The organism is Actibacterium sp. 188UL27-1, from assembly GCF_016901225.1.
Classification (GTDB): Bacteria; Pseudomonadota; Alphaproteobacteria; order Rhodobacterales; family Rhodobacteraceae; genus 188UL27-1.
This window is the reverse complement of sequence record NZ_JAFEUL010000020.1, coordinates 50,264-75,980: the sequence shown is the minus strand read 5'-3', so window position 1 is coordinate 75,980 and position 25,717 is coordinate 50,264. Positions and strand designations below refer to the sequence as shown.

General features: G+C 57.6%; 23 protein-coding genes and 1 pseudogene. 15 read left to right on the top strand and 9 right to left on the bottom strand.

Annotation, left to right across the window (positions count from 1 at the left end):
* Positions 1 to 226 precede the first annotated feature (226 nt).
* Together IU397_RS19570 and IU397_RS19565 are read left to right on the top strand one after the other, a co-directional pair.
* Positions 227 to 3,601 carry a M10 family metallopeptidase C-terminal domain-containing protein gene (locus IU397_RS19570; protein WP_204416985.1) on the top strand — a complete coding sequence of 1,125 codons (3,375 nt, stop codon included), beginning with the start codon at positions 227 to 229 and terminating at the stop codon, positions 3,599 to 3,601.
* A 95-nt stretch (positions 3,602 to 3,696) separates the two neighbouring features.
* The gene (locus IU397_RS19565) at positions 3,697 to 4,074 is read left to right on the top strand and encodes a hypothetical protein (protein ID WP_204416983.1); all 378 of its coding nucleotides are present in this window, start codon (positions 3,697 to 3,699) and stop codon (positions 4,072 to 4,074) included.
* A 134-nt stretch (positions 4,075 to 4,208) separates the two neighbouring features.
* Here the strand turns inward: IU397_RS19565 and gndA are convergent, their stop codons facing one another.
* On the bottom strand, positions 4,209 to 5,606 hold the full coding sequence (gene gndA / locus IU397_RS19560) for an NADP-dependent phosphogluconate dehydrogenase (protein ID WP_204416981.1): 1,398 nt from the start codon (positions 5,604 to 5,606) through the stop codon (positions 4,209 to 4,211).
* Positions 5,603 to 6,496 carry an SMP-30/gluconolactonase/LRE family protein gene (locus tag IU397_RS19555; protein WP_204416979.1) on the bottom strand — a complete coding sequence of 298 codons (894 nt, stop codon included), beginning with the start codon at positions 6,494 to 6,496 and terminating at the stop codon, positions 5,603 to 5,605. The genes gndA and IU397_RS19555 overlap by 4 nt, the downstream gene beginning before the upstream one ends.
* Before the next feature lie 63 nt (positions 6,497 to 6,559).
* On the opposite strand from IU397_RS19555, the gene IU397_RS19550 reads away from it, so the two are divergent.
* The 7 genes from IU397_RS19550 to IU397_RS19520 all read left to right on the top strand — a co-directional run bounded on the left by IU397_RS19550 (position 6,560) and on the right by IU397_RS19520 (position 11,317).
* Positions 6,560 to 6,994: a heme-binding protein gene (locus tag IU397_RS19550; protein ID WP_204416977.1), complete on the top strand. Its 435-nt coding sequence runs from the start codon at positions 6,560 to 6,562 to the stop codon at positions 6,992 to 6,994.
* On the top strand, positions 6,984 to 7,463 hold the full coding sequence (locus tag IU397_RS19545; protein WP_239479930.1) for a GNAT family N-acetyltransferase: 480 nt from the start codon (positions 6,984 to 6,986) through the stop codon (positions 7,461 to 7,463). Before IU397_RS19550 ends, IU397_RS19545 begins: the two co-directional genes overlap by 11 nt.
* Before the next feature lie 183 nt (positions 7,464 to 7,646).
* Positions 7,647 to 8,870, top strand: coding sequence for an AraC family transcriptional regulator (locus tag IU397_RS19540; RefSeq protein ID WP_204416973.1), 1,224 nt, complete (start codon positions 7,647 to 7,649; stop codon positions 8,868 to 8,870).
* A 287-nt stretch (positions 8,871 to 9,157) separates the two neighbouring features.
* Positions 9,158 to 9,484, top strand: coding sequence for a hypothetical protein (locus IU397_RS19535; protein WP_204416971.1), 327 nt, complete (start codon positions 9,158 to 9,160; stop codon positions 9,482 to 9,484).
* Between the two features lie 508 nt (positions 9,485 to 9,992).
* Complete coding sequence (locus IU397_RS19530; RefSeq protein ID WP_204416969.1) at positions 9,993 to 10,607, top strand: isoprenylcysteine carboxylmethyltransferase family protein; 615 nt, start codon at positions 9,993 to 9,995, stop codon at positions 10,605 to 10,607.
* On the top strand, positions 10,608 to 10,892 hold the full coding sequence (locus IU397_RS19525) for a hypothetical protein (protein WP_204416967.1): 285 nt from the start codon (positions 10,608 to 10,610) through the stop codon (positions 10,890 to 10,892). It begins immediately after the preceding gene.
* Positions 10,853 to 11,317 (top strand): cytochrome P450, encoded by a 465-nt coding sequence (locus IU397_RS19520; protein WP_255569831.1) that lies wholly within the window; start codon positions 10,853 to 10,855, stop codon positions 11,315 to 11,317. Before IU397_RS19525 ends, IU397_RS19520 begins: the two co-directional genes overlap by 40 nt.
* A gap of 478 nt (positions 11,318 to 11,795) precedes the next feature.
* Here the strand turns inward: IU397_RS19520 and IU397_RS19515 are convergent, their stop codons facing one another.
* The 4 genes from IU397_RS19515 to IU397_RS19500 all read right to left on the bottom strand — a co-directional run bounded on the left by IU397_RS19515 (position 11,796) and on the right by IU397_RS19500 (position 13,458).
* On the bottom strand, positions 11,796 to 12,083 hold the full coding sequence (locus tag IU397_RS19515; RefSeq protein WP_204416964.1) for a hypothetical protein: 288 nt from the start codon (positions 12,081 to 12,083) through the stop codon (positions 11,796 to 11,798).
* Positions 12,084 to 12,217: 134 nt separating this feature from the next.
* Entirely contained in the window at positions 12,218 to 12,511 is a 294-nt protein-coding gene (locus IU397_RS19510; protein ID WP_204416962.1) for a sulfatase-like hydrolase/transferase, read from the bottom strand.
* A gap of 16 nt (positions 12,512 to 12,527) precedes the next feature.
* Positions 12,528 to 12,692, bottom strand: a complete 165-nt coding sequence (locus IU397_RS19505) for a hypothetical protein (RefSeq protein ID WP_204416960.1) — start codon at positions 12,690 to 12,692, stop codon at positions 12,528 to 12,530.
* A gap of 109 nt (positions 12,693 to 12,801) precedes the next feature.
* Entirely contained in the window at positions 12,802 to 13,458 is a 657-nt protein-coding gene (locus tag IU397_RS19500) for a TRAP transporter large permease subunit (protein ID WP_370541736.1), read from the bottom strand.
* On the opposite strand from IU397_RS19500, the gene IU397_RS23435 reads away from it, so the two are divergent.
* Complete coding sequence (locus tag IU397_RS23435; RefSeq protein ID WP_239479929.1) at positions 13,363 to 13,629, top strand: hypothetical protein; 267 nt, start codon at positions 13,363 to 13,365, stop codon at positions 13,627 to 13,629. The genes IU397_RS19500 and IU397_RS23435 overlap by 96 nt on opposite strands.
* A 495-nt stretch (positions 13,630 to 14,124) precedes the next feature.
* On the opposite strand, the pseudogene IU397_RS19495 reads toward IU397_RS23435, so the two are convergent.
* Both IU397_RS19495 and IU397_RS19490 read right to left on the bottom strand, forming a co-directional pair.
* A pseudogene (locus IU397_RS19495) lies at positions 14,125 to 14,565 on the bottom strand (TAXI family TRAP transporter solute-binding subunit); the annotation flags it as partial.
* Positions 14,566 to 14,580: 15 nt separating this feature from the next.
* Complete coding sequence (locus IU397_RS19490; RefSeq protein ID WP_204416956.1) at positions 14,581 to 14,982, bottom strand: hypothetical protein; 402 nt, start codon at positions 14,980 to 14,982, stop codon at positions 14,581 to 14,583.
* 206 nt (positions 14,983 to 15,188) lie between these two features.
* On the opposite strand from IU397_RS19490, the gene IU397_RS24005 reads away from it, so the two are divergent.
* Together IU397_RS24005 and IU397_RS19480 are read left to right on the top strand one after the other, a co-directional pair.
* A complete protein-coding gene (locus IU397_RS24005) occupies positions 15,189 to 15,518 on the top strand; it encodes a LysR family transcriptional regulator (RefSeq protein WP_204417005.1) in 330 nt (109 codons plus the stop codon).
* Positions 15,467 to 16,078 carry a LysR family transcriptional regulator substrate-binding protein gene (locus IU397_RS19480; RefSeq protein ID WP_370541735.1) on the top strand — a complete coding sequence of 204 codons (612 nt, stop codon included), beginning with the start codon at positions 15,467 to 15,469 and terminating at the stop codon, positions 16,076 to 16,078. Before IU397_RS24005 ends, IU397_RS19480 begins: the two co-directional genes overlap by 52 nt.
* 98 nt (positions 16,079 to 16,176) lie before the next feature.
* Here IU397_RS19480 and IU397_RS19475 read toward each other — a convergent pair whose 3' ends face one another.
* A complete protein-coding gene (locus IU397_RS19475) occupies positions 16,177 to 17,211 on the bottom strand; it encodes an L-idonate 5-dehydrogenase (protein WP_204416952.1) in 1,035 nt (344 codons plus the stop codon).
* 97 nt (positions 17,212 to 17,308) lie between these two features.
* Between IU397_RS19475 and IU397_RS19470 the strand changes: the two genes are divergently transcribed.
* From IU397_RS19470 to IU397_RS19460, 3 genes are all read left to right on the top strand, one after another.
* Positions 17,309 to 18,079, top strand: a complete 771-nt coding sequence (locus IU397_RS19470) for an SDR family oxidoreductase (RefSeq protein ID WP_204416950.1) — start codon at positions 17,309 to 17,311, stop codon at positions 18,077 to 18,079.
* A gap of 3 nt (positions 18,080 to 18,082) precedes the next feature.
* A complete protein-coding gene (locus IU397_RS19465) occupies positions 18,083 to 18,580 on the top strand; it encodes a gluconokinase (protein ID WP_204416948.1) in 498 nt (165 codons plus the stop codon).
* A 402-nt stretch (positions 18,581 to 18,982) separates the two neighbouring features.
* Positions 18,983 to 25,717, top strand: a 6,735-nt coding sequence (locus IU397_RS19460; protein ID WP_204416946.1) for a DUF4347 domain-containing protein, incomplete at its 3' end; no start/stop codon positions are given.

Here is a 25,717-nt window from a genome sequence, read left to right as displayed (position 1 = left end):
TTTGAGGTGATCAACCAAGCATCAGAACGTCGCTTTTCCCAACCCAGCGACTTGACCCAACAACTCTGGCATCAAAAAAGGTGGTCCGAACATGTGCATGATGTGTGAACTGGGGTACGGCCCCGACCAAGTGGATTCTTTCGAAAAGGTAGGTTCCCAAAAGAGTGGGTTTCAAGCGAACTCGAGCGCATCGACAACGCGTCAAGACACGGCATCTTCACTCCAAATGGGAGCGGCCCTTAACGCAGCGATCAATGCGGGCTTTGCCGATGACAATGCCAGCGAGCCGTGGTGGGTCAATGACCAGACCCCGGACAACCCCTTCGGCAAGAGCGATGATTACGAACCTTACCTCGACTATCTTGGCGCTCTTCCCCGCAGCCTGACACCTGAAATCGCGTCGGAGCCGCTGGTGATCAACGTTCAGGAACTGAACAATCACCCCGACTACAAAGAAGCCGCGATCGGCTCTTTAGAGATGTGGGCCTCGGTTACGCCCATGGAATTCGAAATTGTCGATGACGTCCCCTATGACGAGGACGCGCATTGGATGCAGATCATCAGCCCCGAACTGGGCGAGCAGAACGATGGCAGCGCCTTCTCGGCCAACCGGATCATCAGCATTGGCCAACGGTTCCATGATACCGAACCGAACCTGACCGATATCGGCGGCTATGTGTTTGATGCATTCATCCATGAGTTCGGCCACGAATTTGGCCTGAACCACCCCGGTCTCTACAATTACAGCGGCCCCGGCGGTGTGCAGATCAACTATCTGAACAACGCGACCTGGATCTATGACCGCCAGCAATACAGCGTCATGTCCTATTTCGACGGGATCGACGTGGGGCAAGACACGCGCTGGTCGGCCGCAACCCCGTTGATGGGCGATATCGAAGCCGTCATCCGCCGTTTCTTTTCCACCGTCGACGAAGATGGCGAACGGACGTACCAAAAAATCGACCTCAACACGGGCGATAACATCTATGGCTTCAACAGCACGCAGTATGGCTATGAACTGACCGCCACCGGTATGCTGCGCGACATCGGTTTCGTCATCCATGACACGGGCGGCTCTGATACGGTCGATTTCTCGGGCTCCACCGCGGGCACGATCCTGGATCTGCGCGCCGGGCAGTTTTCAAGCGTCAATGGCCATACCAACAACGTATCGATCTTTGACGGCCATAATGCGGATCAGACGGAATACTATATCGAAACCGGCATCGGCAGCCGGTTCTCTGATATCCTGATCGGGAATGACGGGGATAACGTCCTGGATGGTCGCGGCGGTGGCGACCGGATGGCGGGCAATGGCGGCGATGATACCTATTTCGTCGACTCCGTCGATGACATCGTGCGTGAAGAGGCGAATGGCGGGAATGATACGGTTATCCTGCTGTCGCGCGACCTCGACATCCAGCAAATCGCCAATGTCGAAAATATCATCTACGCCGATGGCACCACCCCCCAACCGGGCGGCGGGGTTACGCCACCTGTCCCCAGCGTCGGCGACAGAACGGTCACCAGCATCATCGTTGGCACCAACGAAAACGATACCCTCGATGGTGGCGACGGCGACGACACGATCTTTGGCCTCAACGGGGATGACCTGATTATCGGCGGGCGTGACTCTCTGGCCAGCCGGGACGTCAACAACACCATCGATGTCGAAGACCTCGAAGACCAGACCGAGAGTGAGGATGGCGACGACTCGCTCTATGGCGGCGGTGGAAATGACACCATGTTCGGCGGTCAGGGCAACGACCTGCTCGATGGTGGCGCTGGCGACGACATCATGAGCGGCCAGGCCGGCATTGACATCTTCCGCGGCGGCGCTGGCATCGATACCGTGGATTATAGTCAGGAAAGCCCGTTCCAGTTGCTCGTCAACTTGGAACAGAACATTGCCAGCGGCGGCACGGCCTCGGGCGATACCTTCTATGACATCGAAAATCTGATCGGCTCCGATGATCGGATCGACCGCTTTATCGGAACGTCGGCGGCCAACCACTTCATCGGCCAGGGCGGTGGTGACAATTTCAACGGTCGGGATGGGGATGACATCCTCGATGGCGGCAATGATGGCGATATCCTCTACGGTGAGGGGGGCAACGACACGATCATTGGCGGCGCCGGACAAGACTACATGGATGGCGGCGACGGGATCGATACGGTCGTCTATGCGGGCAGTTCCGCTGGTGTGACAGTTGACCTTGCCAATGGCACGGCCAAGGGGGGTGATGCGGATGGCCCGGTCCAGATCGTCGGCCGAGGCACCACGTTCCGCAACGATATCATCGTCGATATCGAGAATGCCGTGGGCTCTTTCTATGACGACCACCTGATCGGCACGGCCGGGGTCAATGAACTGTCCGGCGGCATGGGCGATGACACGATGACCGGCGGTGAAGGGGCCGACATCCTCAACGGTGGTGCAGGCAGTGACACGGCGGACTATGCCGATGCGACCAGTGGTGTGACGCTCAATCTCAAACGTGGTTCATCCGAGAATGACACCTACCGGTCGATCGAAAACCTCGCCGGGTCGGGTTTCAATGATCGGATCAAAGGGGACAATACGGCCAATGTCCTGATTGGCCAGGGTGGCTCTGATATCCTGCGCGGTGCAAGGGGGGATGATACGCTCTTTGGTGATTTCGCAGATCAGGACGACGCACCGCCAACGCCGGGCATGGGGACGGGCTATGCCACGCTCGGCCCCGATGCCACGAACAACTCCATCGAAACTGCGTTCGACATGTCCGACAACTTCTCGCTCGAAGAAGATCCGGATATCTTCGACTCGACCACCGTTCTTCATACCACCGTCAACGCAACCGGAAACGGCCAGGGCGGTTACTACAGCATCGATCTGGTGGCCGGGTCGATCATCACGATCGATGTTGACGGGATCGCCGACCCCAACGTGCATGACAGCTGGATCCGGTTGCTCGACAGCGATGGGGAGATCGTGGCCGAGAACGATGATGGCGGCGGTGACCCCGGATCGACGAGCCGGCGGGATTCAAGCACGGTTTTCGTCGTCGAAGAAACCGACACCTACTACATCCTGCAAGGCAGATGGTCGCCTGACGCGCCGGATGGCGGCTGGGCCGAAGAAGTGCCCGAAGGCTCGACTTATGAAATAAACGTTTCCGTCGACTTCCCGCCCGCACCGGTCGAACCCGGTGAAGCCGGAGCCGATATCCTGCGCGGCGGCAAGGGCAACGACATGCTCGATGGCGGGCTCAAGGCCGACACGATGACCGGCGGCGCCGGTGAGGATACGTTCCGCTTCTCGACAGAGTTGGGGGAAGACAATGTCGACCGGATTACTGATTTCAATGTTATGGATGATATCATCCTGCTCGACAGCTTCATCTTCACCGAAGTGGGCGGCGAGGGTGCCTTGGACTTCGGCGCATTCCACAAAAGCGCCAGGGGCGTCATACGTGATGCCGATCACCGCATTATCTACGATATCGATGACGGCACCTTGTCATACGACGCCGACGGCACGGGCGACGTCGAAGCTGTTCGGTTTGCGCAACTGGGCTGCAATCTCGATCTCTCCGCAGAAGATTTCTTCATCTTCTAATGACCCTGGGGAGGGGGCATTTCAGCCCCTTCCCCGAACCGGCCATCATCAACCATATTGGGGGACACGACATGCATAGGCCACCGGATCGTCGCATGGTTTTATCGACCGTGGGGGCAGCCGCGTTCCTGGCCCTCGTCAACCCAGCCGTGGCCGCGGCGGATGGCATAGACGGTACGGTCACATTCCAAGGTGGCGCCACCATTCCGAAGGGCCAGATCGAGATCTACCTGAGCGATCCCGCCCAACAGGATAATGCACCACATGGCGCGGATCGATTGATGGTCAGGAGCAACGGGAAATCAACGACCCTTGCATTTACCCTGCCATCACCAGCCGACAGCCCGACATCTTCCGCCCTTCAGGTGGTCGCTCGTCTGGAACGCACAGATGGCTGGTTGCTTGCGTATGGCAGTACCAAGCTCCGCCCCGGGCAACCCGCAATCGTCATGCTCAACAAAGCACTCTACTGAGTGCAAAAAGTCGCCCGTTTGCATGTAACTCTGGTTAACTGAGCTCAATCAACTCCTACAGCAGCGTGTGCCACATGCATACGCCGTATGTATGGAATGTGCATGCTTTGTGCATGGATTTGTGCCGGCCGATATCAGCCGCCCCAGGGGCCGTGATGGGCGCCTTCGGCATCCACCCGTTCAAAGGAATGCGCGCCAAAGAAATCTCGCTGGGCCTGGATCATATTGGCCGTCCCGCGGGCGGTACGCATCATGTCGAAATAGGTCAGTGCGGCTGATAACGCAGGCACAGATAGGCCGTGAGATAGCGCAGTTGTCACCACATGTCGTAGATGCGGCGCGTTCTGCTCCATCATCTTGGCAAAGTATGGGGCGAACATCAGATTGTGATCGGGGGCTTCGGTCAGGGCACGCGCCATGTCATTGAGCATGGCTGACCGGATGATGCATCCGTCGCGCCAGACCCGCGCGATATCGGGCATCGGCAGGTCCCAGTCATTGGCTCTACCCGCCAGGTCCAGCAATACAAAACCCTGAGCATAACACATGATCTTGCCTGCAATTAACGCACTCTCTACAATATCTGGTTCCAGATCGACAGGCCGTGGGGAGGCTCCGAACAGCCCTTCCCCTTCTTTTCGCACGTCCAGAAGAGCAGAAATATTGCGCGCCGACACCGCCGCCTCGATCACCGGAACGGGGGCGCCCAGGTGTTGCGCCTCGATCACCGTCCAGCGCCCCGTGCCCTTTTGGCCAGCGCGGTCCAGGATGATGTCCAGCACCGGGTTGCCGGATTTCGCGTCATGCGCGCGGGACACTTTGCCTGATATTTCAATTAGATAAGACTGCAGGGGCCCCTCGTTCCATCGCTCGAAAACAGCGGCACAGTCCGCCGCGGATCGGCCCATCCCATCGCGAAGAATGCCGTAAACCTCTGCTATCATCTGCATGTCGGCATATTCGATCCCGTTGTGAACGGTCTTCACAAAGTGGCCCGACCCCCCTTCGCCCATCCAGGTGGCGCAGGGCGTATCGTCATAACGTGCTGCAATCGCCTCCAAAATGTGGCTCACCCGATCCCAGGCGGGCTTGGGCCCGCCTCCCATGATGGACGGTCCGAACCGCGCGCCTTCCTCGCCACCCGACACGCCGATACCCAGAAACGGAACACCGGCCGCATCGGCTTCGGCGGCGCGGCGGGCCGTATCATTGTAGTTCGCGTTGCCTGCATCGATGATCAGATCACCTGACCCAAGCAGCGGTCTGAGGGCGGCGATCTGCGCATCCACAGCCTCCCCGGCGGGCACCATGATGATGATGGCGCGCGGGGCCGCGATGGAGGCTACAAAATCCTCAAGTGTCTCGGCTGGGGTAATCTTGTTTGCCAGTATACCGGCTTGATCCATGAAGGTGTGCGTGCGGGCGGTTGTTCGATTGAACACACTGATATCAAACCCTTTATCAGCAATATTCAAGGACAGGGCGGCACCCATGGTGCCCAGGCCGATCAGGCCAATCTCGGAATTGCTCACGGTTGTTGGACCCCTTCACGGTTCAAAATCACGGAATAAACGCTTGTGGTGGCGGTGATGAAAAGTTGGTGCTTGGCTCGCCCACCAAAGCAGATGTTCGAGACCAGTTCGGGCACCAGAATCTTGCCCATCAGGTGGCCATCAGGCGCGATGCAATGCACCCCGTCCGCGGCAGAGGACCACAGATTACCGTCGGTATCGACCCGGATGCCATCGGCGCAGCCTGGGTTGATGATGTGGAACACGTCACCCCCGGTTAGATGGTCAACCTGGACGTCGAAAACGCGAATGTGTTGTGGGTCATCAGTAAACATGCGGCCTGTATCCACAACATACAGCCTTGATTCATCGGGGGAAAAAGCAAGCCCGTTCGGGCAATTCGCATCATCCACCACGACTGTCATCTGCCCGTCGGGGCCCACACGGTACATATTGCAGGGCAATTCCTGTTCTGACTGGAACCCTTCATAATTGGTCATGATCCCGTAATGGGGATCCGTGAACCAGATTGATCCGTCCGATTTCACGACCACATCATTGGGGGAATTCAGGCGCTTCCCGTCAAAGCTATCGGCGATGACGGTGATGCTGCCATCCAGTTCGGTCCGGGTGACGCGCCGCATCCCGTGCTCGCACGAGATCAGCCGCCCTTCCCGATCCCGCGTATGTCCATTCGCGTAATTTGAAGGCGCGCGATACGTGCTGATACCTGCCCCCGGTGTCCAGCGCATGATCCGGTTGTTGGGAATGTCCGAAAACAGCAGGCAATTCGCATCGCCGAACCATACCGGCCCCTCGGTCCAGTCAAACCCGGTCGCAAGCTGTTTGACGGGCGCGTTGCCCATGACAAAGCCCCCGAAAGCCGGGTCCACCACCTCAAAAAAAGCCATATCCCCTCCGTCCACTCATTGTGATACCGGTAACAGGACCGTTTCAAAATCGAAAGCCCTGCCATGTCGTTTGTGCGTTCCACATTGATGCTGACCCATGAGGCCGTGTTCACCATGCTGCAGGCCGCGGTGGCCAAGGCGGAAGAGATCGGGCAGCCGCAATGCATTGTAATCGTTGATGTAAGTTGCCTGACGCTTGCGGAATTTCGGATGACCGACGCCAAACCGTTGAGCCTGAAAAGCGCGCGGGCAAAGGCCATGACGGCGGCATCTATCGGTGCCGCAACGCTGATCATTCCTGAGGCGGTCAAGCCATTAATTGCGGCGGCAACCGAAGGATCCGTCACGGGCCTGCCCGGAGGCTTACCCATCCGCATCGATGGCCATCTTTTGGGTGGTATCGGTGTCGGGTCTGGCAGTGGAGATCAGGATATCACCGTGGCCAAGGCCGCACTTGACGCCATTCACGCTGAAAGTGACGAGACTGTTGGAAGCTGAGGTAACGATCCTTCGCGCCATTCCAACCGATGCGGATGATGTCAGCGCGATGCTAGAAAGTCTTGTGGCCGCGGGTAAGCGAACCTCTCCCGGCGATCCGGATTTCGCGTTGAATAATTATATCGTCAATCCTGACGGGATCTTGTGTTCGGTTGCCGTAGGCCCTGACGGTTCCATCCTTGGCCTTCAATCGCTGAAGCGGGCCACAATCGGCAATCGGTTCGACACGCCGGTTGGGTGGGGGATCATCGGAACCCATGTTACTCCGTCCGCAGCGCGCCGGGGCGTGGGTGCCCGACTGTTTCAGGCCAGCAAAACGGCGGCCGCGACTGCCGCAATTACAAACATTGAGGCCTATATCGGTGCGGCAAACCTGGAAGGGCAGGCCTATTACGAAGCGATGGGATTTCGCACCTATCGCACCGCTGAAAAGGCCATCTCCAAAGTTTTTCGGATGGAGGGCAGTTGATCTGAGGTGTCAGGTCGGGTTGGCCCGGCGATATACGTCCAGCAGATCGTTGACGGGAACACCGTTGGTCGTGGTGCCGTTCAATCGACATTCACTGATCGCCATACCTGACAAATTGGCGTTGCGACGCGCCCCCGACATTTGACAACTGGCCCCACGGTTCAATTTGGGACAGGTTGCGGCATGACAGAGACTATTCTGGATATGATCGGCACTGCGACGCTAGCAATCGCGGTGTTCGGGGTCGTTTTCTGCGTGATGCGGCAACAGTTTCAGCCAATCTATCGCAGCTTGGCCTGGTTCCTGGTCGCCATCGCTTTGAACAATGTGCCGATGGCGTTTGAGCGTGCGATTGCCGCCGCCAAAGACCCGTATCTTGAGGCCGGAGTGGCAATGATTTCGCTCGTGGGCGGTTTTTGTCTGGCGCCGTTTTTCTGGATGTATGTGGTCACGCTGACATCAACTGCGCCAAGGCGATCACCCTATCTTTGTGCCCATCTTGCCTTGCCCGCCCTTGCGGCATGTGTTGCGCTGCTCATGGCCCTTATGCCGCAAGATGTCCTGGTTTTCTTGGTCTCTGAGGAGGGTTCCGATCCCACCGGGTGGCCCTTGATCGTCTTGGTCATGCTGGCCCTGCTGAACCTGGCGTTTTACGTGCAGTTGCCCGTTTACCTTTACCTGACTGTCCGCCGCCTCCTGCGCTATCGTCGTCAATTACGGGACGTCTATGCCAGCACCGAGCAGCACGAGCTGCGCTGGATCTACCTGATCGGGGCGCTCGGGGTTCTGTTTTGGCTGTCCCAGATCATGGATTTGTGGAGTGTCTTCGTGCCTCAGGCTGCGGTCCTGTCCTCCCCCGCAGCAAGTGGTGTCGGCTTTGTGTTATTTGCCACCGCCACGCTCTGGGGCCTTCGCCAGCGGCCCGCCCTGGTGCCCGACAGTGACACCGATCTTTCGCCGCCGGACGCGGATGAAGGGACGCCCGAAAGAGATGGGGAGAGATACCAGAAATCGACATTGCCGCCGGAAAGATCGGAACGCCTTGCCCGCAAGCTGCGGGCGGCGATGGAGATCGATCATTTGTACCGTGATCCCGACCTATCGCTTTGGTCCTTGGCCAGACATATCGGGGCGTCACCGAACCATATTTCCCAGACCCTCAACGTCACGCTTGGAGAGACCTTTTTTGATTTCGTCAACGGTTACCGGATCGCCGAAGCCATGCAGATGTTGGTTCAAACCGATGAGACGGTTCTGACAATCACCTACGATGTCGGTTTCAACGCACGGTCGTCATTCTACACGGCGTTCAAACGGGTGACCGGCCAAACGCCGACCGGTTATCGAAAAACACTGTCCGGATCGAAGGGATTGGACGAAATCGGTGGAGAGCGGCGCCACATCTGATCGCATCACGACTGATCAGGAGACCCGTGTGACGACCCGACCCTTCCCCACTACTGGGCCAGACCGGCTGATGCCCGTTTTCGCCTGGCCCCCATTTTTGATGACCATGACAGCCGCCCAGGCGGCAATCCGGTGATTACGGCGATGGCCGTTTAGACCAGCGCATGACCTGAACCGAACCAGCTTGTGGCCGCATCCGTATGGATTCCGAAATACCCGTTGAAATAGGTCACCCCCGGTGGCCCTGCCCCGCACAATCGAAGACCCAATCAAGAGAGACAGCTACGATGAACATCACGCAAACCGCGATCTGTATCGCATCAATCACGGCGGGCCTCGCCCTTGGTGCCTGCACCGATAACGAAAAGACCCAGGCACAGGTTTCGCGCATGAGCTGCACAGATCTGGCGCGCGAGATCGGACGGGTCACCCAAGTCAAGACAGACGCGGACCTCGACAGCACCTTTGGAACCATCGACTTGGTGCTGTCGGACGACAAAGAAGACCAGATTGTCGGCGGTTTTGAAAGCATTGCCGGAGATCTGACCGGGGCCGCGGCAAGACGTGACCTGGATACTTTGAATGCTGCCTTCACCCGAAGAGGTTGCGGCTGACACCACCTGTGAGGCCAACCATGTGCATCTTCGGTTGACCCGACGCACGGCCGCCATGGCATCGCCGAACTGCGGCGATGTCTGCCCGTGCATGCAACCCAAACCCAGCCTACGTTGCCGGGCATGTTTGATGGCCCGAAAAATGACGATGCCGGGGTGAAGATCCGCGTCTGGCTTTGCCTGACGATTGGTGTGGTGGCAGGCGGCGTCTTGATCTTCCGCATTGTGCTTGCAGCGGTCGATTTGGGGCGCTGGGCCGAACCGGCGTTCCTTACCCTGCCACTCGGGGCGCTTTTTGGTGGGCTCTACGGACTGGGCACCGTCTATGTCATGCATCAAGTGGCGCTTTGGATGGGCTGGTGGCGTTATGGTGACGAGGCGCTGATATTGGGCGACATGCCGGCTGACATCCTTATGGGCGGGGCACTTCTGTTCGGGCCGGTTCTGTTTCTTGTCACACGGCGTGCAAACCCTTTGTACTCGCAGGCCTCATCGTCGGGGATTGCATGTGCCATTCTTCGTTTCATTACCACCGTTCGTGGAGGCGGGGCCGAACCGGCTGTTGAGTGTTTTCCTCGTTTTTCTGGTGGCCCATGTTCCCGCTCTTTTCCTTGCGCGTTGGACGGCAGAAGACCGGCATCTTGGGCTCCGTGTCGCGCTTTTGGCGTTTGGCTATGGGTGGCTTGCCTTCGTGTTGCTCCCAGCACTGGTAATGCGCGCGATGGGTGGGCACTGGGCGGATCTTCCAACCTCCGTGCCGGTTCTGCTGATGGCCTTTGCCGTTTTGGCTCCGATCCAGCTGATTGGCCTAACATGGGCGCAGATGTTTGCACTGCGTGGGAACGGAATGCCGATTCCGCTGGATCAGACGGACCGCCTGGTGCGGGCGGGGATCTATGTCTATGTCTGCAATCCGATGCAGCTGTGCACCGCAGCCACCTGGATCGTGATGGGCGCCCTGCTTGGCAATGTCTGGATAACCGCGATGGCCGGGATGACGTGGATCTTTGTTCAAGGGATGGTCCGCTGGCACCATCGCCACGATTTAATGGTGCGTTTCCCGGAAGGCTGGCCGGAATACTGTGCCAATGTCGGGGAATGGTGGCCGCGTTGGCGCCCCTGAGTGCCGGTCGCGGCAGAGCTGTCGTTTGATCCGACCTGCCCCCTTATCAGGCGCCTCGCCCATTGGTTGGAGGCACGGGCGACAGGGCTCAGCTTGCGCCCGCAAGCGGGTGCGGCCAGCTACAGGGATGGCGATTATTGCGCTAATGGCACGGCCGCCTGGGCTTGGGCACTGGGCCATGTGAACCTCCCGTTCGCGTTGATCGGGGCGGTGCTGCACCTAGTGCTGGCCGCAATCAGCCTGATATGCCGTCCCTTTGCACGCAGCAACGCCCGCCATGCCTAAAGCCCCCCCCCTTTAGCCCCACATTCGGCACGGATCACTTGCTGCGGTTACGGCGCGATCCGCTTGGCTTTTATGAGAATATGCATGCGCGATATGGGGATGCGGAGCGGCTGCGACTGGGCCCCTACCGGCTGTGGCTGTTGTTCCACCCTGACCATGTCGAGGCGGTCATGGCTCGTCAGGCAGCTGATTTCATCCGGTTCGAGCGGCTGATGCGGATCCTGCGGCAATGGAATGGGGAGAATGTTCTGACCGCCGACGGGCCCGCCTGGCATGAGCGGCGGCGCCATGTTCTGCCCGTTTTTGCCACGCGTCACCTGCCCGATTACGCCGCCATCATATCTGCCCGGGCAGAGACATTCGATGCGGCACTCGCCGCGCGGGGGGATATGGTCACATTCGACGTGGACGCCGAGATGGGGTAGTTCATCCTCGACGTCGCCTTGACGACGATGTTCGGAGCCGCCCCGCCGCGCGAAACCCTGGACGAGGTGGGGGACGCCGTGCGCACCTTGTCGGAAACGGCCTACCAGGAGGCAACTTCGCCGCTGGTCATGCCTGACGATCAAAGCAAAGCGCCGCAAGCGATGGGCGGTGGACACGTTCGATGTTTAGGTTCTTGACCTCGCCCGGATCAGACGTGAGGTCGTAAAGCTCGTTCCAGTCTTCGCCTTCGCGCAGCGACAACAGTATCGATCTGCCCCCGGGTCGAAGATGTTGGATCGTGCCAGATGAAAGGCACCCGAATTACCCCTTGATCGGAGGCAGGTTGCCCTGACCAAACATGGCCGGGAGTTCGATATCACCCGGGTCACACATGTCACAATATTTGCCAGGTGGTGTGAACGGATGATGCGGGTCGGGAAATGACATTTGCAGAAAGAACGGCCCGTCATCATCTGCCTAGTCGACCAGCCAGGCTGCACTGCGATCTGCGATCCAGTTTGTTGAATAAAGCGCATCTGGGTCGGCCATGCGCCACGCCTTCGGGGCGTCAATGCGTTTGTCGGGCAGACCGTTCCGCGGGCCGACGAGATCATCGAAATCCGCGCGCTGTTCTCGCGCCCACGAAAGGTAATCGTCAGAGTTGCGATCCGCATGATCGGTGGCAATTTCGATATGGTCAAACCCGTAGAAATGCCCTTGCATGCGTTTGGCGAGCGGGCGATCCCACCTTGTTGTGCTCTCCAAATCGTAGTCAGGCGTGTGTCGATTGTTTTGCTTGGCATCGCGAAGATGGGGGCTTGGAACGCTCAGACCGTCGACCGGTTGGGAGGTACTGGTTGCGGGCAACCCGGTGAAGCTTTGCAGGTGGGATTTCCCGATTAACCCAGTCCGATATCTGGCGTCGCGCAGCAACTCCGCAAAGGCGGTGTGATCCTTCGAAAGTGGAATCCCGTTATGGCGGGCCCCATGGGCAGAGCAATCCGGCCCGTCATGATCGAGGCGCGGTTTGGCATGCAGATCGGGTTGGCGACATAGAACCGGTCCGACCTTGTGCCCGTGGCCGCGATCCCGTCGATGTTCGGGTCCCGCACAACCGGATTGCCGCCGCAGCCCAGGTGATCGGTCCGGTGCTGGTCCGTGATGATGAACAAAAAGTTTGGGCATTTGATCACGTGGCGGCCTTCGTCGTTAAAATAGTCGTTTGGCTTCGCGGATATCCCAAGCGATCAGGGCCATCCCAGTGGCGATGGCGGAAAGGTGGATCAGAACGTTGGGGACCAGCATCGCGAATGCCGCAACAAACCGAACGACGACCTCCGCGATGGTGAGCTTGCGGCGGTCATAGGCCGACAAGGCGGAGAACAGGCTGTCCCCCGGACCGCCGCGATGACATTGGCCAGTTTCAGGCCGAGCCCTGTGGAATCCAGCGAACCGACCGGGACGCCGATGGCGGCAATAGCGATCAGAAGGGTCGCGCCGGATTGCGACCTTTCAGGAAGGACCGCCAGATGCGAAAGGGGTCAGATCTGATATTGGGATTGATGAGGGAGAGGGCCAGCAACACGATCACGGCGTAAAAGCCCGCGGCGCAGGTTGAATATTCAGCCACCAGGCATCTGATGATCGTCGCGATTGGACCGAGAAACAGAACCGAATTGATCAGATCGACACAGGTAATGTGATCGTCCACGGATATTGGTTGAATTTCAACGCCCTGACGCCTTGCCTCTACTGTGACGGCGGTGAACAGACTGAAATAGGAGAACAGCGCCTGAAATCGTGCCGCCACGATTATGTCCAGATATCCAACGCCGGTAAGATCAGCCATAACCAGTGCCACCGCCCCCATGATGGGCGGCATGATCTGTCCGCCAGAGGATGCTGTCGGCTCAATTCCCGCAGCGAAGGTGGGAAAGAAGCCTCGTTTCTTGATCATGGGGATCGTGAACGTTCCCGTCCCGACGATGTTTGCAACCGTTGAGCCTAACATGGTGCCGAACATCGAAGAGGCCAGTATGGCCGCGTGGGCCGGGCCGCCGCGGGTCCGTCGGGTGGCGAGAACTGCAGACTTCAGAAGCGTGTGGCCTGCGCCGGTCCCCTCCAACAGAACGCCGAAGATGATGAAAATAAAGACGGTGGGCAGGACGATATTGGTGATCGACCCAAAGACGCCTTTGTTGGTGTTTTACCAAAGCCCTTCGGCGACTTCTTTAAGCGAGAAGCCCATGTGAGCCATGATGCCGGGCAGGTCCTGACCTTAGCGCAGGTAAACGACACCGAACGCCCCTAACACAAACAATCCCCACCCCCCAACCTGCGGCAAAGCTCCAAAAAGATGATGAGCCCAGCCAGTGCTAGCCAAGTATCGGCCTGGGTTACGTCATAAAGAGCGATCTCCATCTGCGTCTGAACAAAGTAAAAAGACCAAATTGCCCAAAGCCCAGCAGCAATCATGACCAAATCCGAAAGGAGATGGATGGTACTGCGCGCGCCTGTGACGGGACCGGCGGTGTCTCTCTTGGCCCGCGCTGCAAAGGCGCTTGCGATTAAAGCCAGCGCAGATCCGGCAGGTCTGTGGAGCTTGGACTAGACCAGACCGATGCCAGATGTAGATGGCAATCGCACCAAGGCCGAAACACGCCAAGGCGGACAGGATCACAGACAGCTTGGCCATTCCACCAGGGGTTGTGTCTGCCTGTCATTGCATCCATATCCGATTGCCGGTGCGGGGATGGAGGATCGCCTTAGCAATCCTGCCATCATCGGTCGCGATCAGGGGGGCAGTTCATCTGGAATTGCGATGCCAGCTTCGTCGTAATACCTGGCCGCGCCGGATGCAGCGGCACATTGATCGACGTAAAGGCGGTTTCTGCAGAGACCTTTTGAAGGAAAAGGCGCTTGCGTTTACCTCCTCCAGGTTTTCCCAGAATGCCTTTGTTGCTTTGTAGACAACGTCATCAGACACGCCCGAATGAGTACCGACGAATTGTGTGAAGCCCAAGGCGGTGAACTCACCACCCGTAAACTGACCTTTGTAGATGTCACCATCAAATTGAAGCATGCCACGGCCCGGGCACCCAAAAGGGGCCTGCATCGCCTCGGAACTCACAATCGCCTCGGGGATGGAGAACACGCGAAATTCACCTGACAGGCCAAATTGCACGATCTTTGATGAGCCGATTTCAGTGGGGCGGACCATCATGTCGATCTTGTTATCGGCAAGGGCGGCGTAACCTTCACCTCAACTCAGGCGAACAGCGGTGTAATCTTTGCCTACCTCATAGTTGGTGATGATCTTGATCAGCGCCTCGGACGTGGCAGAGGCCGAACCGGCGGGCGGTCCGTTGAAAATTGTTTCGCCCTTGAGGTCTTCCCCGCTCTTGATACCGGATCCGGTCAGCGTGACCGGGTGATAGGCTCCAGCTTTGAGACCCAGGATGGAGTGGATCCCAGCAGGGGCGTCATCGACGCTCTCATACATGCATTTTTGATCTTTTATCGAATTGACCAGCGATGGCAGGGCCGAGAAGAAGTCGATCTCCTGTCGCCCACCCTTGAGCATGGACTTGGTGAGCGTCTGTCCTGCATTGACCTGTATCTCGACTCCGGCTTTGCCTGCCTTGTTAGCAAAGGTCACGAACATCGTGTGACCAGGATCACCAGCGCCAGCAGTTTCACCTTTGCATATCTACGCTGTCCCAACACCAGGCAGGACGCTGGCGGTTGCCAGCATGACAGCGGCCGATGTGATTTTTCCAAAGTGGAACATGACATCCTCCTAAGATCTTTAGACAGCGTAGTAGGATGTTGCATTCGATATAATCAAGCAACCAAAGGTTTGCATAAAGAATTGGTATCAAACTTGATCCCCAGCACCTCGCGCAACTCTCTGTCCTTGTCGAAGCAGGCTCGTTCCAGGCGGCAGCCGACCGGCTGGGATTGATCCAGCCTGCTCTCAGTCGAAATATGAAAGCGCTTGAGCAGCGCTTGGGGCAAACCTGTTCAATAGCGACAGACGAAAATCGGTGCCAAATGCATTGGTTCTCCGACTGGCGCACAATGGACAGGCCATTCGGTTGGCGGAAGAACAAGCTGGCATTCTGGCGGATCAGTCTGCCCAGGGAGCCGTGGGAGAACTCAGGATTGGGTTGCCACCCATCGTTGCCGGCCGGTTTCTAAGCAGAGCCATGGCGCGGTTCATCAGAGAAAACCCGAACTGCGTCGTTGAAATGCGCATGGGACTTTTCCATGAGCTTCGAACCATGTTGGAGCGCGGGCAGGTGGATATTGTGTTGGGCCCTCAAAGCCTCGCTGATCCCTCTGACAGTCTAGATTTCAAACCACTGATCGATGATCGCGTTGGCATCCTTTGTCGGACAAATCATCCTTTGACCGTGCGCCACCAGGTTATGGCGTCCGATCCGGAAGCACAGGTCTGGCTGGCACATTCGCGCGGTAGCCTGCTTCGGCAGCAGACGGAGGCAGCCATGATCGCTTCTGGTGTCAAATCGATGCACATCGTTTGCGAAACGGCCTCGATCCGATCCGTTCTTGAGATCATCGCAGAGAGTGACCTGATCACGACCATGCCGCGCGCCACGACAGCGTCATACCTTGACAGCAAACTCGTCTTTCTCGATTTTGACCATCCGCAATTCCACCGACCCCTTGGCTCAATCGGACGCGCTGGATCACCCAGCAATCCGATCGAAGACAGGTTTCTTTCGACCCTTGCCTGACCAAAGGTGGTCCCGCGATCTGGGTTCTGGTGGGCGTGCGGCTTTGGCTCCTTGCTGTACCACCGGTGTGGAGTTCCCCCGGTTTTGGCGAGATCTCATCAATCTGCAAAGGCGATCTGGGCCTTCATGGCTTTACTGCGGTCGCTGGCAAGTTCAAATGCTTCAACCGCCTGATCCATCGGCAAAGTCTGGGTGATCAGCGGTTTGACGTCGATCAAGCCCCTTTGCATCAGCCCAACACCGGTTGCGAATTCGGAATGGAAGCGGAAGGAGCCGCGTAATTCCAATTCCTTCGCGGTGATGGCCATCATCGGCAGGCTCATATCGCCACCCAGCCCGAGTTGAACGATGATGCCCCCGGGCCGCATGGCGTGGATACCGGCGGTCAAGGCTGGGACAGCGCCCGAGCATTCGAATAGCACATCAAACGTGCCCTTGTTTTGCGTAAAGGGCGCAAGGCCATTGGCGTCATTGGCCATGTTGATGACCTGATCGGCTCCGAGTTTGTGGGCAAGGTCCAGGGTAAAGTCGGACAAATCGGTGGCCACGATCCGGGCAGCACCCGCGCGCCGGGCTGCCAAAATGGCCAAAACACCAATCGGGCCGCATCCCGTTACCAACACCGACTTGCCCAGTAGTTCTCCGGCCTGGCGCGCGGCATGAAGGCAAACGGCCAGGGGTTCGGCCATGGCGGCCTCTCCTGCGGTCAGCCCATCCGCGGGCACGCATTGGCTCGCCTGCGCCACCAAAACCTGTTGAAACGCGCCCTGGACATGGGGGAATGGCATGGCCGATCCATAGAACCGCATGTTGAGGCACTGGTTTTGCTTGCCTTCCAGGCAATACATGCAGGTATTGCAGGGGCGGGAGGGGGATATGGCAACAAGCTGACCAAGGTTCAGCCCGGTCACACCCTTACCCAAGGCGGTCACATGGCCCGAAACTTCGTGACCCAGCACCATGGGCTCCTTCAGGCGGATCGCCCCGAACCCGCCATGATTGTAGTAATGCAGGTCCGACCCGCAGATGCCGCCGGTCGCAAGGCTGATCTGAGCTTCGCCGGCCCCAGGCGTTTTCACGGCGTGTTCCTCAATGCGCAGGTCATGGGCTGCGTGGATGACAATGGATTTCATGATGCTCTCCGGGCCAGTGAAATCGAGCCCTTGACGGCCCATGTTATCGGTAACATACGTGGGGAAATAGCGGTGTCGAGACAAAAGGACCTTGATGATGGCCACGGCAAACCCTCTTTTCGACCTGACCGGTCAGCGCGCGTTGGTGACGGGATCGTCGCAGGGGATTGGGTTTGCTCTGGCCCGTGGTTTGCTAGATGCCGGGGCCGAGATCGTGCTGAACGGGCGGGATACCGGCAAACTGGATGAGGCCGCAAAAACACTGGCCTCCCATGGTTCGGTTCATCGGTTGGCCTTTGATGTGACGGATCATGATGCTGTTCGCGATGCAGTGGATGGTTTTGAAGCCCAGACCGGTGCGTTGGATATATTGGTGAACAATGCGGGCATGCAGCACCGCACCGAGTTGGAGAATTTCCCGGCCGATGCGTTCGAAAAGCTGCTTCAAACCAACGTCGCCAGCGTTTTTCACGTGGGACAGGCGGTTGCCCGACATATGATCGGGCGGGGCCAGGGCAAGGTGATCAATATCGCATCGGTGCAGGCGGCATTGGCCCGCCCGTCGATAGCACCCTACACCGCTACAAAAGGCGCGGTCGCTAACCTGACCAAGGGCATGGCGACCGATTGGGCCAAGCACGGGTTGCAATGCAACGCCATTGCGCCAGGCTATTTTGATACGCCGCTGAACAAGGCGCTGGTTGATGACCCGGAATTCACCACTTGGTTGGAAAAGCGCACACCGGCGGGCCGGTGGGGCAAGGTCGACGAGCTTGTGGGCGCGTGCGTCTTCCTCGCCTCACCAGGATCGAGTTTTGTGAATGGCCACACGCTGTATGTGGATGGCGGCATCACGGTATCCTTGTAAGCCATGCGTGCTGTGATCATGGGGGTTGCGGGCAGCGGAAAGTCCTCTGTCGGGGCGTCGGTCGCCAAGCGATTGGGCACGATCTATCTGGATGGCGACGATCTGCACCCGCCTGCCAATATAGCCAAAATGAGCGGTGGTATCCCCTTGACGGACGAAGATCGCGCACCTTGGCTCGATCAGGTCGGCGCAACTCTTGCACAACAGTCGGATGGCGGCCTTATCGGATGTTCCGCCCTGCGTCGCGCCTATCGGGACCGCATTCGTGCAGCCAGCGAGGGGCCCGTGGCTTTTCTTCATCTGGCCGGTTCCCGGAACGTGATCGAAGGCCGGATGTCCGCCCGCGAAGGGCATTTCATGCCTGTTGCCTTGCTTAACAGCCAATTCGCCACGCTGGAAGCGTTGGAGGCCGACGAAGCTGGCTGTGTCATCGATATTGATCAGCCCTTCGCTTCGGTGGTTGGGGCGGCGGTCACCTACCTCCAGCAATCCGACTTTTAGGGCCGCGGTTCGCCAAGCCGAAACCGCCAATTCGCGCGTGATGGCAGTCTTGGGGCCGGGTGGGACAAGATCAGGAAATAGCGAATTGCGCCGGGCCCCCAAGGACCTTGACCCACCGCATGTCCCTCCCAAGTGAGATCGTGTTTTGCGATATTTCACAGACTTGAACCCAATACGGGCTTACTGGCATGGGGCACCCAATGTGGTGTCAGGCAGTGAGCTTCATGCATATCTGTTGCGCGGGCACTGATACCTTCGCAAGGGTTCTGGTGCCAGTTTCCTTTTGCGTGTGCCAGCTGCCTAAAATTTCACAGATGTAAGATATTCTTAGAACTTTGGCGCAAATTGTGTCGTCGGACCTCATGTGGTCGCTTTGGCCCATCGCAAAGGTAGGACGTCTTAATGATCAAACGCACTCGGACCGCTGCAACGTCTCAGGCGACACGCAACACGATGACATCCCAGATGCTGTTGCTTGAGCCGCGGTTGGTTTTTGATGGTGCCATGGTTGCCGGTTTCGATCAGGCAACAGCCGCAGATGACCAGACCTTGGCGGTAACACATGGGGGACGCGACGCGGCACTGGCAGATCGCACCAACGATCAGGGGGAGGTCGGTGTTTCACCCCAAAAACAGTTCGATGCAGCCCAGCTTGTCTTTATCGATCAGCGGCTGGAGGGCGCCGATGTCATCCTGGCGGAAGTCGATACATCTCAGTATGATGTAGTGTGGCTTGACCCGGCAAAGGACGGACTGTCCCAGATTGGCGCTGCGCTCGAACAGGCTGATCCCGTCTCCTCCTTGCATATTATCACCCATGCCGATGATGGTGCGGTCAGGCTTGGCAATACCCTGGTCGATGGAACCACGTTTGACGACCTTCAGGCCAAGTTCGAAGCATGGTCGGATCACCTGACCCAGTCTGCCGACATCCTCTTTTACGGCTGTGATCTTGCCGAAAGTGACGTCGGAAAGTCTCTTATGTTTGATCTGTCCGAAGCGACGGGCGCCGAGATTGCAGCCTCAACCGACCTTACCGGTGCTGAAGGGTTGGGCGGCGATTGGGATCTGGAATTCTCCACCGGTCAGATCGAAGCAATGACGGTTGTCGATGCTGACGACATGATAGCATTTGGAGGGGTGCTGGCTGCTGAGCCGCAATCCACAATTCAAAACATTGATGATCCTTTGATCGGTGAGCCGTTTACCTTCACCTTGAGCTTTGAAAACGCATCATCCACCGACACCGGCTTTGCACCTTATGTAAATCTGATCATCCCGACCGCTGGCACAGATGGCGTTTACGATTCCACGACCGAGGCATTTACGGCGCCACCAGATGGCGTCACCCTTGATACGGCGACCTATTTTGGCCAGCCTGTGGAAACACAAAGCGCGATTATCGTGGATGACGGCTTTGGCGGCCTGCAAGTCACCCATCCAATCACCGAAGAGGCGATTACGATCAATGCGGATCTGGGGTTGAAAGCCGGGGATACGCTTTATGTGCTCAGCCTGCCATTTGGCAGCTACACACCCGACCAGCCAGCAGCCAATATTCTGGTCACAGCCAGCATGAGTGAAAATGCTGATCTGGGTCAGCCATTGAATATCGTTACCAATGCTGGGTTTGCCCTTGGCAATACCGCAGTCGATGACCCCGACACTGATCCACCGATCCAGTCGGCCACATTCGAGGCCAGCAACACCCAAGTTGTCAGTGTTTCACCTCAACTCTACACCGTTGAGACCGACTTCAGCCACCCCGGTGACGATACGGCGACCGGGCCAAATCACGTGCGCTCCATGACCGTGACGGTCGATGTCGCTCCTGGTCAGACGTTAACGAATGCAGACATCGCTTTCACCCTGCCGCAGGAACTGGTTTATGTCAGCGCATCGGCGGCGGGAGCGACGTTTTCGCCGCCACCGGCGCAGGATAATGGCGGGACAGATAGCGATGACATCGTTGTCGCCAGTTTTGCTAACCTCTCCGGTAGCCAGACCGTAGTGATCAATTTCTATGTGGCCGAAGATGATCAGACCGCGGCGAAGGTGTTGGACCCAGTGACGGGCAATGACCGCCTTATCGATATGACCGACAGCGTCCGGATCACGGGAACATGGATTCCGCAGGATACAAATGACGGTTCGGCCACCATCGATACGCAGCATTCGGCAGATAATTTTGTTGCGAAAGCCTTTGACCTTGAGAAATCTGTAACCAACGCAACGGATGGTCAGAACAGTGTAGGCGATCAGTTGCGTTACACGTTGAACCTTGACGTCTCTGACTTCTTTGCGGGCGACAACATTGTCATCACCGATAACATATCGGATGGTCAGAACTTTCATAGCGGCGTGTCTCCGGTCCTGACCTTTCGCAACCAAGGCGGCGCGTTGCAGACAGTGACGCTGGTTGAGGGCACCCACTTCACACATGATGAGAATACCGGGTCAGACTATAGTGAGACATTGGTATTCGACGTGTCCGCAGCAATCGACTCAGCGATAACGCAAACCCGCCTGGAAGGCGGTTTTTTCGATGCGGATACTCTGGGCGGTACGTCTGTCCAGATCGTCTATGAAGCGACCATTCAAGACAGATATGCAGATCCAGCTGGCGGCTCCGATAACTTCCTGAAGCAGAATGACACGTTGACCAGCGGTGCCTCCGTCACTGCCGAAAACCTTCAACCCAACTTGACGCAATACGGATCAGAGACCCTAGATGACAGCGCGGGAACCTCCGTGTTGTTGCCATCGGCGGATCTTGAAATATCCATCTACGCAATCAACGGATCAACGTCTGGTACCTTGTCTGATGTGCGCCCTGGTGATGATGTCACCGTCCGCTTGCGCTACGATCTGGTCAGCGGCGATTTCAAGGATTTCACGACCAAGGCTTATCTGCCGCTACCGGTATTCTCGGTGAACGATATCGATGCCGATGGCAGCAACGGTGACGCCTTCACCGAAGATACTGATAATTCCATTCCAGTTGTCGGCAAATTCAGTTACGGGCCCGATGCAGGCAATACCATCAAAACCACCGCTGCCCTCTCCAACAGTGATGTGAGCACCAATACAGGGTCCAACTTTGTTCAGTTTGAATTCGGGGACCTTGATGATGCGGCCAACAACAGTGAGGTGATCGACCTATTGTTCACGGTCAGGGTGAATGATCAACCTTTTGCCGACGGGCTGAAATTGACCCTGCTGGGGGAGGAGAGCAACACCAACACCGCAGGCAGCGTCGCGATCACAAACCAGATCACTGCGATCACCCTCCAACAACCAAACATTGTCTCCATCACCAAAGGTGTCGTGGCGGTCGATGCCAACACCATCGGCGAAAGCTATGTGGGCGGCACGCCGAGCGGTGTAAAGATTGCAGGCAATACCGATCCCAATCCCCTGACAACATCTGTAAATTCTACAAACCTGGGTTCGCTCAATCTCGATTCCGACCTGAGCGGTGTGGATGCGGGGGATCTGGTGCGTTTCGCTATTGTTGTGGAAAATACCGGCTCCAGCTCCAATGGTGCATTTGATGTCACCGTGGCTGAGGACCAGTTGCCATCCGGTTTTAAGGTACCCACGGGCGGGATCAATCTGCGCGTCGTGAATGGCGCAGGAACGGGAATTGCGATTGAGACGGCCAATCCTGATACTGCACTCTTCACTCCTACGGGCATTCGCCTGCAGGACGGTGCCACCGGCGCTTTGGCTGAAGCGGACCCCTCCAACGGTGAGAATGTTTTGATCATCACCTATGATCTCGAGGTTGAAACGGCGGCAGAGGCAAACGGTGCGTTCACCTCCACCGCCAAACTGATCAATTTTGCCGGCAAGGAAGGTGGAGCCGACCACACGGTCACCGACCTGAGCGACGATGCAACGGTCAGCATTGATGGGGCATCTGTCACCAAGACGATCATCAACACCTCTGAAGGCGGCACAACCGGTCAAGACACTGTCATTGGGGAAGTCGTGACCTATGAGGCGGTCGTTACAGTACCCGAAGGCACATCAAGCAGTGCCGAATTCCGCGATACTTTGGCAGAGGGGCTGGCATTTCTGGATGCCACGAATATCACGATCATTGCCAGTGCCGGACTTGCCACCGATGTTGCCGGTGGGTTTGGTAATGTTGCGTCGAATGCAACCTTCTCGAATGGTGGATCAGGTGGAAGTGAAGCCGAAAGCCGCCGCGTGACGCTAGATTTCGGCACGCTGACCAACACCAATACTGATAACAGCACGGCCGAAACGATAACTATTCGCTATGATGCGGTTGTTACAAACGATGCGCAAAACGATGTGGGTGACGAGCTTGGCGGTGCGGTTCGATATAGCACAGCTGATGAAACGCAAAACATTTCTGGTCCCGAAGTTACTGTCCGTGAGCCGACTGTCGCGGTCACCGTTACCCCGGACGTCTCCGAAGCCGACGCCCAGGATGTAATCATCTGGACGGTTGTCGTCACAGCGGATGCAGCATCTGGCGCGACGGCCTATGGCGTAGACCTCACCAATGCGATCCCAGCCGGAACGAGCTATGTGGCCGCCAGCCTCATGTCGACGGCAGGCGAAACACCGGCAAACCTGACAGAGTCGGGCGGCACGATCACGGGTAACTGGTCCAGTCTGACACCCGGACAGACCAGCACCTTCACTTTTAAAACCCAGGTCAATTCCACTGTTGCTCTAGGCGATCAGATCACCAGTCAAGCTGATATCGCTTGGTCTTCACTGTCCGGAACGTCAAATTCTGACATCGCGGGCAGTCAAACAACCGTCGACAATGAGCGTGACGGCTCCGGCGGGAAAAATGATTACACTGATAGCGACGATGGCGGTGTCACAATTCTGCTTAGCGAACCGGTGTTGACGGTCGACCAAACGTCCGAGACCTCTAACGGCACAGACGCAACTGTGGGCGAGATTGTTCGCTATCGCATGGTTGTACAGATCCCGGAATCAACAACAGATGATTTCATCGTTACGCCTGATATTCCGGACGGGCTGCAATTTCTAAACGATGGCACCGCCACGATAGCCTTTCTGTCCGGTGGCGGTCTGACCTCCGACAAAGCCACGCTAACGGGCGGTTCGCTGGCGGTGGCCGGTAATGCATCCAACCTTGCGGGCACCGATCCCTCTTTTGTCATCAACTCAAACGATATCGCGAATGCCGATGGAGGTGCATTTGGCAATGGCGATAACCCCGAATTCAATTTGGGCAGGATTGTCAATTCTGATGACGATGACGACGGTGAATACATCATTCTTGAATACAACACGATCGTTGTGAACGAGACTGGCACGGGTGGCGGCGATACGTTGACCTCAGACGTCGATATCCGCTCTGACGCAGCTGTTTTGGTCGCGTCAGATTCGGTGAGCTTGCACGTCGTGGAACCCGCGCTTTCAAATCTCGACAAGGCCGTTGTCTCTACGGATGGGACGACCGCGACCTATCAAATCACGTTCGAGAATAGCTCTGGGCAGATAGCCCATGACACGCTGCTCACCGATACCATCGGAAGCAATCTGCAAAATCTGACAATTGTTAGCATCACCGGGGCAAGCGGTCTTGATACAAGCAACGGGACCACACTCAACATCGCTTTCGACGAGATTGCGGATGGTGACACTGTGACGGTCACCTACACTGCTGATATCATTGATGATACCAACATTGCGACAAGCACAGACGCGGTTCTTACTTGGACCTCGCTTGATGGCGACCAGTCGAGCCTCGCGGGATCCACGGCCGGCGTCGCTGGTGGCACAACGGGTGAGCGGACGGGTGACGGTACCGGCGCCAATACCTATCGTCTGACAGAAGCTGCGGGACTAAGCCGGATCGCTGGCACACTATACGAAGATATCGACCAGGATGATCAGATCGATGGAACAGATCCGCGCCTGGGTAATACAGATATTCGGATTACCCATGCCGGTGCGGATGGCAATTTTGGAACCGGCGGCGATAACGCCGTCTATACCTTGCGGACCGACGCGGATGGCGCCTTCAATATCGGTGCCTTGCCCGCTGGTAACTATCGGATCGAAGTTGTCACGACTGGCGCCAACGGCCTGCCAACAGGCTATCAGGTCATCCATGACACCGGTGGAAGTGCAACCGATAATAGGATTCAATTCACGCTGAACGAAGGGGCTCAGCGAACTGGAAACAATTTCGGGGTGCTCAGCCCCAATTCAGCTCCAGTTTTCAGCGATTTGGGTGGGGCTAGCCCTGATATCACCCATGAGGAAGGGGGCGGCCCGTCCGTCCTGGATGTCGATGTCGCTCTGTCGGACCCGGAACTTGACGCCGATGCGCTCAACTCCTGGAACGGTGCGACCTTTACCGTTGTGCGGAATGGTGGTGCAAACGATGCTGATATCTTTGGTCGCACCGGCACGCTCGCTCCTCTGGTTGAGGGTGGTCCACTTACCGTGAACGGAACGGCCATCGGTACGGTCAGCCAAAATTCTGAGGGCGTGCTGCTCCTGAGCTTTGATAGCGCGGCCACAAGCGCATTGGTGACCGAGGCAATACGTGGACTGACCTACGCGTTTGATGGGGACAATCCTCCGTCTGGGATCACGCTTGTTTATGGGGTGTCGGACGGCAATACCGGGGCGCAGGGCAGTGGCGGCGTGTTGACCGGCAGCGGTACCCTGGCCGTGGCGATCACGGCGACGAATGACGCGCCATCGGGGGCGGATCGCACGATTGCCATTGATGAAGACGTGCCGCACACCTTCACCGCGGCAGAGTTCGGCTTCACCGACCCCGATACCGGCGACACGCTCCAGGGGGTTCGCATCGACACGCTGCCGACAAATGGCACGCTCACCCTGGACGGCGCACCCGTCAGCGCAGGCGTTACCATACCCGCGGGACAGATCAGCGATCTGGTCTTCACGCCGGCGGCCAATCATACGGGATCTCCGGGGGCGAGCTTCACCTTCTCCGTCCAGGACGATTCTGGCGCGATGGGCCAGGATTACGACACCACACCCAATACCCTGACCTTCAACATCGCACCGTTGAACGATGCGCCGGGCTTTGCCGATCTCGATGCGACCCCGACCCATATCGAAGGCAGCGCCGTGACGGTG

Excerpts from the sequence above, each read along its gene's own strand:
- IU397_RS19555 (WP_204416979.1), bottom strand. The coding sequence starts at position 6,496 with ATGGCTTTTTTTGAGGTGGTGGACCCGGCTTTCGGGGGCTTTGTCATG.
- IU397_RS19475 (WP_204416952.1), bottom strand. The coding sequence starts at position 17,211 with ATGAAATCCATTGTCATCCACGCAGCCCATGACCTGCGCATTGAGGAA.
- IU397_RS19565 (WP_204416983.1), top strand. The coding sequence starts at position 3,697 with ATGGTTTTATCGACCGTGGGGGCAGCCGCGTTCCTGGCCCTCGTCAAC.
- IU397_RS19550 (WP_204416977.1), top strand. The coding sequence starts at position 6,560 with ATGTCGTTTGTGCGTTCCACATTGATGCTGACCCATGAGGCCGTGTTC.
- IU397_RS19470 (WP_204416950.1), top strand. The coding sequence starts at position 17,309 with ATGGCCACGGCAAACCCTCTTTTCGACCTGACCGGTCAGCGCGCGTTG.
- IU397_RS19465 (WP_204416948.1), top strand. The coding sequence starts at position 18,083 with ATGCGTGCTGTGATCATGGGGGTTGCGGGCAGCGGAAAGTCCTCTGTC.
- IU397_RS19490 (WP_204416956.1), bottom strand. The coding sequence starts at position 14,982 with ATGTTCGTGACCTTTGCTAACAAGGCAGGCAAAGCCGGAGTCGAGATA.
- IU397_RS19540 (WP_204416973.1), top strand. The coding sequence starts at position 7,647 with ATGACAGAGACTATTCTGGATATGATCGGCACTGCGACGCTAGCAATC.
- IU397_RS19570 (WP_204416985.1), top strand. The coding sequence starts at position 227 with ATGGGAGCGGCCCTTAACGCAGCGATCAATGCGGGCTTTGCCGATGAC.
- IU397_RS19535 (WP_204416971.1), top strand. The coding sequence starts at position 9,158 with ATGAACATCACGCAAACCGCGATCTGTATCGCATCAATCACGGCGGGC.
- IU397_RS19520 (WP_255569831.1), top strand. The coding sequence starts at position 10,853 with ATGCCGTCCCTTTGCACGCAGCAACGCCCGCCATGCCTAAAGCCCCCC.